Origin of the sequence: uncultured Stenotrophomonas sp., assembly GCF_963519925.1 — a bacterium.
GTDB classification, from domain to species: Bacteria; Pseudomonadota; Gammaproteobacteria; order Xanthomonadales; family Xanthomonadaceae; genus Stenotrophomonas; species Stenotrophomonas maltophilia_AE.
The window spans coordinates 1-12,979 of record NZ_CAUQPH010000107.1 but is presented as its reverse complement, the minus strand read 5'-3'; the positions used below and the strand labels follow the sequence as shown (position 1 = coordinate 12,979).

Here is a 12,979-nt window from a genome sequence, read left to right as displayed (position 1 = left end):
CGTCTCGACCGTGGGCGACATTGCCGACGCCATGGCGCGACTGGGCGAGCGCGAGCGACGCCGCGCGCTCCCGGCCGCCGTCTGCGCCGCCACGGCGTCCGCCTTGACCGCCTCGATGGCGCAGGACGGAGCCGGCGCCGATCCCTGGCATCAGTTCGGACTGGACCTGGCGCGCAATCCGTACACCCTCGACGGCGTGCCGCAGGCGTCGCTGCAGGCCTTCCAGCGCGCGACGCAGCCGCTGCCGCCGGTCCAGCAGCGGCTGGTACGGGAGCTCCACCAGGGCATGCTGGCCCCGCTGGAAGCCTGCATCTTCTTCGGCAACGTCCTGCATCCGGACGGCACCCTGCTGCGCGGTGACGATGGCGGCCGCCCTGACGCGCCCCGCGCCGACACCCGCTTCCACCTGGCCATCGACGCGACGGCGCCGGACGACGCCCGTGCCGTGCTTGTGGTGCACCACGACCGCCCGCTCGGTGCCGCGCTGCCGCGCACTGCCGGCCTGGACGCGCTACCCGAGCGACGCATCCTGGACCCCGATTCGGCATACCGCGTAACCCTGCGCGCCCGCTGCTCCGCGAACGGCACGGTCAGCGTCGACGGCGAGCATTCGGTGCGGCTGCGCTACCCGGCCGCGGTCGCGCCGACGACGGCGCCGCAGGCACAGCCGCCGACCACCATCGACGCGCGCGTGCATGGGCAGCTGACCGCCGACATCATGGACCTGCATGCGCAGGCGATCAGCGGCCACCCGCATGCGGTGGCGCTGTACCTTGCCCGGCCGGCCGGCAACCAACCCCCGCCCATCGTCGGCCTGCTGGCGCTGGCCCGCCAGCTGGACGCACAGACCGGTCGCCAAAGCCTGTTGCCGCCCGAACTGGCGCGGTTCGCCTTTGCTGAACTCCGGCGCTGCGCCGAATCCGCGCGCGGGCAGGACGACCGCGACCTTTTGGCGCTGCTGCGACGGGCGTTGTTCAGGGCCGGCGAACGTGTTGCCGACCTCGCCCAGGGCATGCCAGCGCATGGCCACTGGCAGCACGCGCGCCAGGAGCTGTGCGCGCTGCTGGAGACCGTGTTCTACCGCAGCGCCGAAGCGAGCCGCGTACCCGCGCTGGTTGTTCCCACAACCCGCAGCGAGCGGCAGGAGCGCGACCGCCAGCTCGGCCAGCTGATCCAGGTCGCCAGGGCCGCGCGGTGGGCGGAACTGGATGCGCTGCCGCCGGTAGAGCGCTTTGGCATGTGGCGAACCACCAGGGTGCAGCGCCCGGCGGCGTGCGCCTTCCAGCATGGCGAAAGTGGCCGTTACCTGGAAGTCGCGCTGGCCTGCCTGAACACACTCGGGCAGCGCGTGGCGCCGTTCACCCTACGGGTTCGAACAGACCACTCCGCTGCATCGCCCCGCGGAACCCGGCGCTGATCGCTTCGTACTGCTGCGGTCCGAGCGACTTGCCGGACCGCAGGTCGGCCAGCAGCGCGCGGGTGGCGGGATTCAGGGCAGAGACCAGGGTCTCGCTGCGACAGGCCACGGGCAGCAGCGTCGCGAACCGCGCCCGACCGTGCAGCAGCTCCTGCAGCCGTTCGATGACCTGCACCTCGGCGTCGGAGCGGCCTTTTTCCCAGGTCTCGATGCGCGCCATCTTCGGCGTCGCCTCGCCGTTGCGGATATCGACCGGAGTCGGCGTCAGCGACCGCTTGCGGTCGTGCGACAGCACATCCGGGGCCGGGCCAGCGAGCGCCGGCGGGCAGGAATCAACCTTCATCACATCTCCATGGGCACGGACTCCGCATGCGGCGCGGAACCTCCAGAACCCCACCTTGCCAGAGTCCCGGCACCACGGCCGGGCTCAACGCGACAGGTGGCTCAGCGCTTGCGCCCGGGCGTGGGTGCGCTCGGTCCGCAGGTGTCGCATCCGCCGCAGGCCGCGCTGCCGCTGCTGGCAGGCGGGGCGATCCAGCGCCCTGCCCGCTGCAGCCACGCCGGCCGCTGCGGCTTCAGCAACGCCAGCGCGATCGCCCCGCGCAGCCGCCGCACGGTGCCGGGAAACTGCTTCTTCAGTACCACCCACGCACTGACCAGCACGGCCAGCGCGATCACGGCGTACTGCAGCAGCAGGCCGGCGTCCATCAGCCGCCTCCCAGCGCCACGGTCACCTGGTAGGTGACCAGCGAGGCGATGTAGGCGGCGGCGAACAGATAGAAGGTGGCGAAGCCCATCTGCTTCCACGAGTTGGTTTCGCGCTTGATCGTGGCCAGGGTGGAAATGCACATCGGCGCGTAGATGTACCAGACCAGCAGGGACAACGCGGTCGCCAGCGACCAGCCGTCGCTGATCAGCGGGGTCAGCGCCTGGCTGGCCGCGTCGTCATCGGCGGCCGACAGTGCGTACACGGTAGCCAGCGAGGCCACCGCCACTTCACGTGCGGCCAGGCCCGGAATCAGCGCGATGCAGATCTGCCAGTTGAAGCCCAGCGGGGCGAAGAACACCGCCATGGCATGCCCGATCCGGCCGGCAAAGCTGTAGTCGATGGCCGGCATCGTCGCGTCGGCGGGCGCGCCGGGGAAAGACAGCAGGAACCACAGCAGGATGGTCAGCGCCAGGATGATGCCGCCGACCCGCTTGAGGAAGATCATGCCGCGTTCGTACAGGCCGACCGCCAGGTCCCGCGGGTGCGGCAGGCGGTAGGACGGCAGCTCCAGCATCAGCGGATGCTCGCTCTTGTCGCGGCGCCACTTCTTCATGGTCCAGGACATCGCCAGCGCACTGACGATGCCGGCCGCGTACAGCCCGAACAGCACCAGGCCCTGCTGGTTGAACACGCCCCACACGGTCTTCTGCGGGATGAACGCACCGATCAGCAGCGCGTACACCGGCAAGCGCGCCGAACAGGTCATCAGCGGCGCCACCAGGATGGTGGCGAGGCGGTCGCGCGGGTCCTGGATGCTGCGCGTGGACATGATGCCCGGTACCGCGCAGGCGAAGCTGGACAGCAGCGGGATGAACGAGCGCCCGGACAGTCCGGCCGCGGCCATCATGCGGTCGAGCAGGAACGCCGCGCGCGGCAGGTAGCCGGACTCTTCCAGCGCCAGGATGAAGGCGAACAGGATCAGGATCTGCGGCAGGAAGATCACCACCCCGCCCACGCCGGCGATGATGCCGTCGGTAAGCAGGCTGTTCAGCGGGCCGGCCGGCAGCGTGCCTCCCACCCATTCGCCGAGCGCGGCGGTGCCGGCGTCGATGAGGTCCATCACCGGTGTGGCCCAGGCATACACCGCCTGGAAGATCAGGAACATCACCACCGCCAGGGTCAGCAGCCCGAACACCGGGTGCAGCAGCCAGCGGTCCAGCGCGTCGTCGACCTTCGCGGTGCGGGTCGGCATGTTCACCGCGGCGGCGAGGATGCCGCGCACCTGCACGTGGTAGTCCTCCCCGGCGGTCGCTGCCGGGACCGGGGCATCCAGGTGCGGCACCATCGCGTCCAGCCGCTCGACCAGCGCCTGCGCGCCATTGCGGCGCACCGCCACGGTTTCCACAACCGGCACGCCCAGCGCGCGCTCCAGCGCCGGCACATCGATGCGGATGCCGCGGCGCTCGGCCGCGTCCACCATGTTCAGCGCCACGATCATCGGCTTGCCCAGCTCGCGCAGTTCCAGCGCGAAGCGCAGGTGCAGGCGCAGGTTGGTCGCGTCGATCACGCACAGCAGCACGTCCGGGGCGGCCTCACCCGGATAGAAGCCCCGGCACAGGTCGCGGGTGATCGCTTCGTCCAGGCTGGCCGGCTGCAGGCTGTAGGCGCCCGGCAGGTCAAGCACGGCGAATTCACGCCCGGACGGCGCGCGCATGCGGCCTTCCTTGCGCTCGACGGTGACGCCGGTGTAATTGGCCACCTTCTGGCGGCTGCCGGTGAGCTGGTTGAACAGCGCGGTCTTGCCGCTGTTCGGGTTGCCGACCAGGGCAACGCGCAGGGTCGCGGCAGCGTTCATGTGGCCGCTCCCGGGGCCTGGGCGCTGACCTCGATACGCGCCGCCTCGGCCAGGCGCAGCGCGAAGCGGGTGAACCCGACCTGCACCAGCAGCGGCTCGCCGCCGATGGGACCCCGGGCTACCAGGCGCACATCTTCTCCCTTCACGAATCCCAGCTCCTGGAGCCGGCGGGCGATGGCGTCGTTTGCATGAAGTTCGCGCACCGACTCCACCAGGGCGGAGGCGTGCAGCGGCAGATCGGACAACGTCACAGGTCGCCTTCTGGTCGATAAGAATGGTTATCAATTCTAGCATCGCCGCGCCGCGTCATGGCCCGGCCGGCGTGGCCCGCTATGATCCATACATGTATGAAGCAGGCGCAGGCCCCGAGATGAGTGACGCTTTACGGATCGAACGCAGCGCTGCGGTGCTGACCCTGTGGCTGGACCGCCCCACCCTGCACAACGCCTTCGATGCCGGCCTGATCGCCGCGCTCACCGCGGCGCTGGACGCGGCCGGACGCGACCCGGAGGTGCGCGCGGTGGTGCTGGCGGCCACCGGTGCCTCGTTCTCCGCGGGCGCGGACATGCAGTGGATGCGGGGCATGGCCGCCGCCAGCGAGGAAGACAACCGCCAGGACTCGCTGGCGCTGGCCCGGCTGATGCGGACCCTGGACGAACTGCCCAAGCCGACCATCGCGCGCGTCCACGGCGCCGCGTTTGGCGGCGGGGTCGGCCTGGTGGCCTGCTGCGACATCGCCATCGCCAGCACCAGTGCCCGCTTCGGCCTCACCGAAAGCCGGCTGGGCCTGCTCCCGGCCGTCATCTCGCCCTATGTGATCGATGCGATCGGGCCGCGCCAGGCCCGCCGCTGGTTCACCACCGGCGAGCACTTCGACGCCGAGACCGCGCTGCGGATCGGGCTGGTGCACCAGCTGGTCGAACCTGAACGCATCGACGAAGCCGTACAGCGCCAGCTCGGCCTGCTGGACAAGGCCGGGCCGATCGCCGCGGCGTCCGCCAAGCAACTGGTCCGCCGGGTTGCTGGCGGCCATGACCGCGATGCGCTGGACCGCGATAACGCCGCCCTGATCGCCCGCCTGCGGGTGTCGGCCGAGGGCCAGGAGGGGCTGGGGGCGTTCCTGGACAAGCGGCCGCCGCATTGGGTCAGCCAGGATTGAGGGTGGCCACTGGCCGCTTTGTTTCCCATCCCGCGTATCTCCCTGTCATGGCCCGCCAGGGAACTGCGCCGTTACTTTCTTCCAGGATGTTCCGTGATCGCACTTGAGTTCCGTTTGCCTTCCGCCTGCCCGGCCTGCCGTCATGGATGACTTCGTCCGCATCGTCGAAGTCGGTCCGCGCGACGGACTGCAGAACGAAGCCCAGCCGGTGGCCACCGCCGACAAGATCGAGCTGATCCGCCAGCTCTCGCTGACCGGCCTGCGCACCATCGAAGCCACCAGTTTCGTCAGCCCGCGCTGGGTACCGCAGCTGGCCGACGCCGCCGAGGTCTATGCCGGCATCGAACGCCGTCCCGGTATCGCCTACCCGGTGCTGGTGCCCAACGAGCAGGGCTACGACCGTGCCCGCGCGGTTGGCGTGGAGGAAGTGGCGGTGTTCACCGCCGCCTCGGAAACCTTCAACCGCACCAACACCAATGCCGGCATCGATGAATCGCTGGCGCGGTTCGCGCCGATCCTCGAACGCGCCCGCACCGATGGGGTGAACGTGCGCGGCTATGTGTCCACCGTGCTCGGCTGCCCCTACCAGGGCGAGGTCGCCGTCAGCGAAGTGGTGCGGGTCGCGCGCGCGCTGCACGACATGGGGTGTTACGAAATCTCGCTCGGCGACACCATTGGCGTCGGCACCCCGCGCAAGGCCCGCGCCATGCTGCGCGCGGTCGCCAGCGAAGTGCCGATGCCCGCCCTGGCGGTGCATTTCCACGATACCTACGGCCAGGCGCTGGCCAACATCGATGCGTGCCTGGACGAAGGCGTGCGCGTGGTCGATTCAGCCGTATCCGGCGCTGGCGGCTGTCCGTATGCCAAGGGTGCCAGCGGCAACGTGGCCAGCGAAGACGTGGTGTACCTGCTGCACGGCATCGGCATGCGTACCGGCATCGATCTGCCGGCGCTGGCCGCCACCGGCCGCTGGCTGGCCGCACGGCTCGGCCGCGAGACCGGCAGCAAGGCCGGCAGGGCCCTGGCCGCGACATGAGCCGACGCCGCCCGCGCACGGATGCTGCGGTCGGTGACCACCTCACCGGGCACGTGCATGCGCTCGCGGCGCTGGAGCAGGCGCTGGCGCAGCCGCCGGGCGAAGACGTGCATGTCCTGCTGCGGGATGTGCAGCAGGCCCTGCAGGAGGCCATGGACGAGCGCCAGCTGGCGCTGCGCCGCTACGCCGCGCTGTTCGACGCGGTGCCCGACCCGGTCAGCATCCTCAGTGAATCGGGGGTGGTGCTGGACCTCAACAAGGCCGGCGTGCGTGCCTACGGGCGCAGCCGCGAAGACATCATCGGCCAGCCGATCGAGCTGCTCAACCCGGACCTGCCCAGCGACCACCTCGATCCGGTCTGGGACGCGCTGCGCCGGGGCGAAACCTACGTCATCGAAGTCACCAACATGCGTGGTGACGGCAGCCGCTTCCCGGTGGAAGTGCATTCTGCCGGCTTCGAGCACCAGGGCGAGCACTGCATCGTGGCGGTGGCGCGCGACCTGAGCAGCCGCTGGCAGGCCGAATCACGTTACCGGCTGCTGATGGAATCGATCGACAAGGGCGTGATCCTGTTCGACCGCGACCTGCATGTGATCTCAGCCAATCCGGCTGCGCACCGCATCCTGGGCACGCAGGGCAATGGCGGCAGCCTGGCCGCCATGCTGACCCCGGACGACTGGATCAGCGTGGACGAGCACGGGCACCCGCTTACCCGCGAGCAGTGGCCGGCCAGCGAAGCCTTGAACCGCGGACGCATCATCCGCAGCACCATCGTGGGCCTCTACCACCGGCCGCGCGGACGCATGATCTGGATTTCCACCACCAACGTGCCGGTATACGGCAACGGGCGCGACATCCCCGACCATGTGTTCGCGCTGTTCAGCGACATCACCGAACTCAAGCGCAACAACACCCTGTTCGACCGCGCCCAGTCGCTGGCGCACATCGGCGGCTGGGAGTGGGACCGCGGCCTGCAGCGCCTTTACCTCACCGATGAAGCGGCGCGCATCCTCGGCCAGGAGCTGCCGCTGCAGGACATGTCGCACCTGATGGACTGCCTGCGCCTGGACGACCGCGCGCAGCTGCAGCAGGCCCTGCTGGACGTGATCGACCGGCAGGTGCCGTTCGAGCTGGAACTGCAGGGGCAGCGCAGCGATGGTCATTCGTTCTGGGTGCGCATGATCGGCGAGGCCGAGGCCGGCGACGTCAACGCCGCGCGCATCGCCGGCACCGTGCAGGACATCACCTCGCGCAAGCATGCCGAGGAAACCCTGCGCATCCAGGCACGTACCGACCCGCTCACCGGCATCATGAACCGCGATGCGGTGCTGACCGACCTGGCCACGCGCATGGGCAGCCCCACCCATTGCCGGGTTGGCGTGCTGTACATCGACCTCGACCGCTTCAAGACCGTCAACGACCTGCTGGGCCACAACGCCGGCGACGAACTGCTGATCGATGCCACCCGCCGCATTTCCACCGCGATCGGTACCGAAGGCCTGCTGGCCCGGTTTGGCGGCGACGAGTTCCTGGTGGTCTGCGACACCCGCGACCAGCACGACCAGCCCGAACGCCTCGCTGAAGCGATCACCCGCGCCTTCGCCACCCCGTTCCGCTTCGGCAGCGACGAATTCGCGGTGACCACCAGCATCGGCATCGCCCGCGCGCCGCAGGACGGCCTGCGCCCGCAGCAGCTGATCCAGAATGCGGACATCGCCATGTACGACTGCAAGCGGCGCACCCGCAACGGCTGGCAGGTGTTTTCCCCGGAACTGGCGCAGCGCCAGCACGACCGCCTGCAGATCGAAAGCCGCCTGCACCGCGCGTTGGACGATGACGAGTTCCACCTGGTCTACCAGCCGCAGGTGAACCTGCATACCGGCCAGCTGGTGGCCGCCGAAGCGCTGATCCGCTGGCGCAACTCGCAGCTGGGCGAGCTGCGCCCGGACATCTTCATCGGCCATGCCGAGAGCACCGGCGACATCGTGCGGATCGGGCTGTGGGTGCTCAACGAAGCCTGCCGCCAGGTGCGCCAGTGGCAGGACGCCGGTCTGGGCATCGTGCGGGTGGCGGTGAACGTCTCCTACCGCCAGTTCGTCGGCGAGGACCTGGCCCGCAACGTGCGCCAGGCGCTGGACCAGTACGGCCTGCCCGGCAGCGCGCTGGAGCTGGAGTTCACCGAGCGGGTGCTGATCGAGGATGCTCCTGACACCCTGCAGACCTTCGCGCGGCTGCGCGAGATGGGCGTGCTGCTGACCATCGACGACTTCGGCGAAGGCTACAGCGCACTCAATTACCTGCGCCGGCTGCCCATCCACGGGCTCAAGCTCAGCCAGATGTTCGTAGAAGGGGTACCCGGCAACCGCTCGGACGTGGCGGTGTGCGAGGCGGTGTGCGGCATCGCCCGCAGCCTGGGCCTGGGCCTGGTCGCCGAAGGCATCGAATCTGAAGAACAGCGCCGGTTCCTGCATGACATGGGGGTCACCGTCGGCCAGGGCTTCCTGTTCGCGCCCGGCATGGCCCCGGACGAGTTCGCCCGCCGCCTGCCGCCGCGCCACTGAGCGCCCGCCTGCGCTGCACAACGGCGAACGGGCCGGCATCCGCTAGAATCGGCGGTTCTTGAACCTGCGGGATCGTGCAATGCAGCTGTCTTCCGTACGCGCCGTCGTCACCGGCGGTGTTTCCGGCCTCGGCCTGTCGGTGGCCCGGCACCTGGTGGCCCAGGGCGCCCGCGTGGCCCTGTTCGACCTCAATGATGAAAAGGGCGCGGCCGCCGTGGCCGAACTCGGCGCCGACGCGGCCCGCTATTTCAGCACCAATGTCAGCGACGAGGCCGCCGTTGCCGCGCAGATCGATGCGGCGCACGATTTCCTCGGCGGCCTCAACGCCGTGGTCAGCTGCGCCGGCATCCTCGGCGCCGGCCGCGTGCTGGGCAAGGAGGCGCCGATGCCGCTGGCGACCTTCCAGAACACGGTCATGGTCAACCTGGTCGGCAGCTTCAATGTCGCCAAGGCGGCCGCCAACCGCATGCAGCACAATGCCGCCGGCGACGACGGCGAGCGCGGGGTGATCATCAACACCGCCAGCGTGGCCGCCTATGAAGGCCAGATCGGCCAAGCCGCATATGCCGCGTCAAAGGGCGGCGTGGTCGGCATGACCCTGCCGATGGCGCGCGAACTGTCGCGCTTCGGCATCCGCGTGATGACCATCGCCCCGGGCATCTTCTGGACGCCCATGGTCGATGGCATGCCGCCGGCCGTGCAGGAGTCGCTGGCGGCCTCGATCCCGTTCCCGCCGCGCCTGGGCAAGCCGGAAGATTTCGCCGGCCTGGTCGGGCACATCCTGACCAATACCTATCTCAACGGCGAGACCATCCGCCTGGATGGCGCGGTGCGCCTGGCCCCGAAGTAACCCACCCTCTACCTCCCACAACCAACCTTCATTCCATGAAAGCCAACGACATCAAGAAAGGCAACGTCGTCGAGTACAACGGCGGCGTGTACCAGATCCGCGACCTCGAACGCAGCTCGCCGCAGGGCCGCGGCGGCAACGTGCGCTTCCGCTTCATCATGTACAGCGTGCCGGGCGGCAACAAGCTGGACGCCAGCTTCGATGCCGACGACAACCTGCCGGAAGTCGAACTGCTGCGCCGCCAGTCCACCTATTCGTACAAGGACGGCGATGCGTTCGTGTTCATGGACGACGAGGACTACACCCCTTACACCCTCGATGCCGATGTCATCGGCGATGACGCCGGCTACATCACCGACGGCCTGACCGGCATCTACGTGCAGGTGATCGACGACCAGCCGGTGGCCGTGCAGCTGCCCAGCAGCGTGGTACTGGAAGTGGTCGAGACCCCGCCGGAAATGAAGGGCGGTACCGCGACCAAGCGTCCGAAGCCGGCAAAGCTGAGCACCGGCATCGAGATCATGGTGCCGGAGTACATCACCAACGGCGAGCGCGTGCTGGTGAATACCGCGACCGGTGAGTTTGCCGGCCGCGCAGACTGAGGCGGCGCCGGGCTCTGCCCGGCTGCGCCTGCGTTCTTCATTGCGTGGGACACGCGCGGCGTGTCGCTACGCGCGGTGACTCTCAGGGGCGCTCGGCCAACGCCGGCGCCCCGGCGAAATCGCCACAGCCGTGGTACTGGCGGGCGCCTACGGTGAGCATCACGGTGGCGCCGAAGGCCTGCCCGCTCATGTCGTCGTGGCACACCGTGCGCTGGAAGCTGACCTTGACGTCGGTGCCATCGGCGGCCTTGCCCGACCAGCCATCCTTGCCCTGGGTCGGCGACAACACCTCGAACTTCTGCTCGCCGTAACCGGTCTCCACCCGCAACACGGGGGTGTCGCCTGCGCTGACCTGCGCCAGCCACCCCGGCTCGTTGCCGGTGGCGCGGAATGCAGGCGCGGCGGATGCGGCGGCGGCGGGAGCCAGCTCGCCCTCCTTCCCCGAGCCCGTACAGCTGCGATCCGGCTCGCCCTTGAGGGTCAGCGTGCCTTCGGTGGTGCCCTTGGTCCAGAACACGTTGCCCTGCCCGTCGCCGAACTTCGCACCCGACGCGGCCGGCTCGGACGCCATCAGGAACGTGCGCCCTCCGACCACCACCGTGGCCGAATCCTGACCGCGGTAGGTCGCCTGCACCGCCAGTCCGCCGCACTGGAAGGCATAGACGCGCTCATCGGACGTGGGCGCTGCCGCCGGCGGCGGCGCTTCGTTGCCGGCCGCGACCGCGTCGGGCCCGGCGCCGTCGGCCTGCTGCGCCGGCTGGCACGCGGCCAGGCCGGTGGCGATGGCCAGGCTGAGAATGAAGGGAGATACGCGCATGTTCGACTCCTTGCCGATGTTCTGGTTCAACCGGGGATCGTAGCCTTCAGGGTGTGACCAGAGGTGAAACGCCGTCGGCTGGATCGCCCGGCTGCTGGGGTGCACGACCAACCCGTAGAGCCACGCCCTGCGTGGCTGCGCGGTGCCGACGAAAAGCAGCCACGCAGGGCGTGGCTCTACGTCCCTTCGCGGGCCAGTTGTCGCATCCGGCTGCCCAGCCGGGCCAGCGTGTCGTCGATCGTGGCCAGCTCCTGCTGCTGCGCCGCCGGCAATCGCGCGCGCATGCGGTCCTGCAACGCCGTCCATGCCGGCACGCCGCGGGCGCTGATCTGCCGGGCAGCCTCTGCCGCTGCGAGCCGCTCATCCGCCGTCGGCAACCCATATCCCATGCCTCCCACCAACCCGGCTGGATTCACCAACTGCCCTGCATCCTCCAGCAGCTTGAGCAACGCCGCGTGGGCTTCATCGCCAGCGGCACCCGAGCCGCCCAATGTGCGCTTCAACCCGTCCCGCGCGCGCAACTCCTCCCGGTACCGCGCTGCCTGCTCCAGCAGCAACAGCGCGGAGGTCGCACGCAGTCCGCCCCGCTCCGCCCAGTGCGCACGCTGCGCCGCAGGCAACGCCAACCATCCGGTCACCTGCGTGGTCGGCAGTGCCAGTTCCGCACGCGCGACATCGAAGAGCTGCTGGTAATGCGCCTGCGCCGACGGAAAGTAATAACCCAGCCGCATCGCCTCGCGGCGGTCGTCCAGCACCGCGCCATCGGCGCGCCCCTGACGCTCCAGCCGGCGCAGCAGGCCACCGGGACTCAGCCGGTTCAGACCGGGATCGGCCCAGCGCGGCACGCCTTCCTGCAGCAGCTTGCCGGTTTCCACCGCGCAGTTGTTGCTGACAAAGCGATACCGCCCGTCATAGCTCCAGTGCACCTGGCCCACGCGCTCAAGCAGGCTGGCGATGTCGCTTTCATCAAGCGCCAGCGGCACCGACTTCAGCCCGCGCAGCTCCAGCTGGGTGTATTCGTTGATCACCTGGTTGAGCGGCAACACGAACAGGCGCGACGGATAGGCACCGGTCAGGCCGCGCCAGCTGGAAATCTGCACATCGCCGACGAACGCGCGGAACGACAGCACCCGATGCTCGGCCAGGTCCAGCCGACAGGCCGGACCGCGCGGACGCCCCGGCGCGCAGATCACCAGCCGCAGCATGCTGTGGCCCCAGCGGCTCATCAGCTGGTCGTTGCCTTCGGCCAGCAGGTAGTCCACCGCGTACACGCGCTGCGGGTCCAGCTCGAGCAGCGAGGCTTCGCCGGTGACCTCGCCGGCCTGTACCAGCGCCATGCGCGGGTCGCAGCTGGCCTGCGGCCCCGGCCCGATGTGCTCGGCAAACCACGCCGCCAGCGCCGGCCGGCGACACGCGTAATCGGCATCGAGCACGTAATGCTCGGCGTTGACCGCCAGGTATTCGGCCGGACTGTGGCGCTCGTAAGGATCGGGACTGCGTTCGGTGAATGCGTTGGCGCCGCGGCCCCAGCGCCACGGGCGCTGCTGCCAGCCGGCCAGGTCACGCCAGCGTGCGGTGTACGACCAGCCACCGTCGGCGGCGCGGTCCAGCACGTGGGTCAACTCGTGGATCAGCGCGGCCTGCACTGCACGCGGGAGGGGTTGGCCGGGCTGCACGTCGTCCAGCAGGCTGCGCCGCAGGGTGATCGCAGTCTTGCGGGTGCGGCCATGCACCCTGTCGGGAAGCTGGTCCGACCAGGAAAGGGTCACCGGGGCGACGAAGCGCGCCTGCCATGACGCAGGCAGAAGCGCGGGCGCCTGCTGCAGCACCTGCTCGGCGTTCGCCCGCTGGCCAGGATCAAGCCCATCGGCCTGCAGCTGAAGCTGCAGTGCAGCCTGGGCACCCGGGGCGGCCAGCAACGCCGCCAGGGCCGCCGCGCATCGGCGCAGGGCCCGGCGGCGCAGGTGCATCAG

At 69.7% G+C, this 12,979-nt stretch carries 12 protein-coding genes; 6 read left to right on the top strand and 6 right to left on the bottom strand.

The window, feature by feature from the left end; translation table 11 throughout:
• Nucleotides 1–1,417 (top strand): hypothetical protein (locus RWO33_RS15460; RefSeq protein WP_314106009.1); only part of this gene is annotated, 1,417 nt, incomplete at its 5' end.
• Here the strand turns inward: RWO33_RS15460 and RWO33_RS15455 are convergent.
• From RWO33_RS15455 to RWO33_RS15440, 4 genes are all read right to left on the bottom strand, one after another.
• Nucleotides 1,359–1,760: a hypothetical protein gene (locus tag RWO33_RS15455; RefSeq protein ID WP_314106007.1), complete on the bottom strand. Its 402-nt coding sequence runs from the start codon at nt 1,758–1,760 to the stop codon at nt 1,359–1,361. The two genes, RWO33_RS15460 and RWO33_RS15455, sit on opposite strands and share 59 nt — an antisense overlap.
• A 101-nt stretch (nt 1,761–1,861) precedes the next feature.
• Entirely contained in the window at nt 1,862–2,125 is a 264-nt protein-coding gene (locus tag RWO33_RS15450) for a DUF6587 family protein (RefSeq protein WP_314106004.1), read from the bottom strand.
• Nucleotides 2,125–3,981: a ferrous iron transporter B gene (locus RWO33_RS15445; protein WP_314106001.1), complete on the bottom strand. Its 1,857-nt coding sequence runs from the start codon at nt 3,979–3,981 to the stop codon at nt 2,125–2,127. The genes RWO33_RS15450 and RWO33_RS15445 overlap by 1 nt, the downstream gene beginning before the upstream one ends.
• Complete coding sequence (locus RWO33_RS15440) at nt 3,978–4,232, bottom strand: FeoA family protein (protein ID WP_314105998.1); 255 nt, start codon at nt 4,230–4,232, stop codon at nt 3,978–3,980. The genes RWO33_RS15445 and RWO33_RS15440 overlap by 4 nt, the downstream gene beginning before the upstream one ends.
• Before the next feature lie 119 nt (nt 4,233–4,351).
• On the opposite strand from RWO33_RS15440, the gene RWO33_RS15435 reads away from it, so the two are divergent.
• The 5 genes from RWO33_RS15435 to yeiP all read left to right on the top strand — a co-directional run bounded on the left by RWO33_RS15435 (nt 4,352) and on the right by yeiP (nt 10,189).
• On the top strand, nt 4,352–5,140 hold the full coding sequence (locus tag RWO33_RS15435) for an enoyl-CoA hydratase-related protein (RefSeq protein WP_314105996.1): 789 nt from the start codon (nt 4,352–4,354) through the stop codon (nt 5,138–5,140).
• 142 nt (nt 5,141–5,282) lie between these two features.
• Entirely contained in the window at nt 5,283–6,176 is an 894-nt protein-coding gene (locus tag RWO33_RS15430; RefSeq protein WP_314105994.1) for a hydroxymethylglutaryl-CoA lyase, read from the top strand.
• Nucleotides 6,173–8,737 (top strand): EAL domain-containing protein, encoded by a 2,565-nt coding sequence (locus RWO33_RS15425; protein WP_314105991.1) that lies wholly within the window; start codon nt 6,173–6,175, stop codon nt 8,735–8,737. Before RWO33_RS15430 ends, RWO33_RS15425 begins: the two co-directional genes overlap by 4 nt.
• 79 nt (nt 8,738–8,816) lie before the next feature.
• Nucleotides 8,817–9,587, top strand: coding sequence for an SDR family NAD(P)-dependent oxidoreductase (locus RWO33_RS15420; protein ID WP_145477795.1), 771 nt, complete (start codon nt 8,817–8,819; stop codon nt 9,585–9,587).
• Nucleotides 9,588–9,622: 35 nt separating this feature from the next.
• Entirely contained in the window at nt 9,623–10,189 is a 567-nt protein-coding gene (gene yeiP / locus RWO33_RS15415; RefSeq protein ID WP_314105988.1) for an elongation factor P-like protein YeiP, read from the top strand.
• A gap of 82 nt (nt 10,190–10,271) precedes the next feature.
• Here yeiP and RWO33_RS15410 read toward each other — a convergent pair whose 3' ends face one another.
• Together RWO33_RS15410 and RWO33_RS15405 are read right to left on the bottom strand one after the other, a co-directional pair.
• Nucleotides 10,272–11,006: an MliC family protein gene (locus RWO33_RS15410; protein WP_314105984.1), complete on the bottom strand. Its 735-nt coding sequence runs from the start codon at nt 11,004–11,006 to the stop codon at nt 10,272–10,274.
• A gap of 176 nt (nt 11,007–11,182) precedes the next feature.
• The gene (locus RWO33_RS15405) at nt 11,183–12,976 is read right to left on the bottom strand and encodes a DUF4105 domain-containing protein (protein WP_314106011.1); all 1,794 of its coding nucleotides are present in this window, start codon (nt 12,974–12,976) and stop codon (nt 11,183–11,185) included.
• Between the last annotated feature and the right edge of the window lie 3 nt (nt 12,977–12,979).

Excerpts from the sequence above, each read along its gene's own strand:
- RWO33_RS15455 (WP_314106007.1), bottom strand. The coding sequence starts at position 1,760 with ATGAAGGTTGATTCCTGCCCGCCGGCGCTCGCTGGCCCGGCCCCGGAT.
- RWO33_RS15450 (WP_314106004.1), bottom strand. The coding sequence starts at position 2,125 with ATGGACGCCGGCCTGCTGCTGCAGTACGCCGTGATCGCGCTGGCCGTG.
- RWO33_RS15445 (WP_314106001.1), bottom strand. The coding sequence starts at position 3,981 with ATGAACGCTGCCGCGACCCTGCGCGTTGCCCTGGTCGGCAACCCGAAC.
- RWO33_RS15435 (WP_314105996.1), top strand. The coding sequence starts at position 4,352 with ATGAGTGACGCTTTACGGATCGAACGCAGCGCTGCGGTGCTGACCCTG.
- RWO33_RS15430 (WP_314105994.1), top strand. The coding sequence starts at position 5,283 with ATGGATGACTTCGTCCGCATCGTCGAAGTCGGTCCGCGCGACGGACTG.
- RWO33_RS15425 (WP_314105991.1), top strand. The coding sequence starts at position 6,173 with ATGAGCCGACGCCGCCCGCGCACGGATGCTGCGGTCGGTGACCACCTC.
- RWO33_RS15420 (WP_145477795.1), top strand. The coding sequence starts at position 8,817 with ATGCAGCTGTCTTCCGTACGCGCCGTCGTCACCGGCGGTGTTTCCGGC.
- yeiP (WP_314105988.1), top strand. The coding sequence starts at position 9,623 with ATGAAAGCCAACGACATCAAGAAAGGCAACGTCGTCGAGTACAACGGC.
- RWO33_RS15410 (WP_314105984.1), bottom strand. The coding sequence starts at position 11,006 with ATGCGCGTATCTCCCTTCATTCTCAGCCTGGCCATCGCCACCGGCCTG.
- RWO33_RS15405 (WP_314106011.1), bottom strand. The coding sequence starts at position 12,976 with ATGCACCTGCGCCGCCGGGCCCTGCGCCGATGCGCGGCGGCCCTGGCG.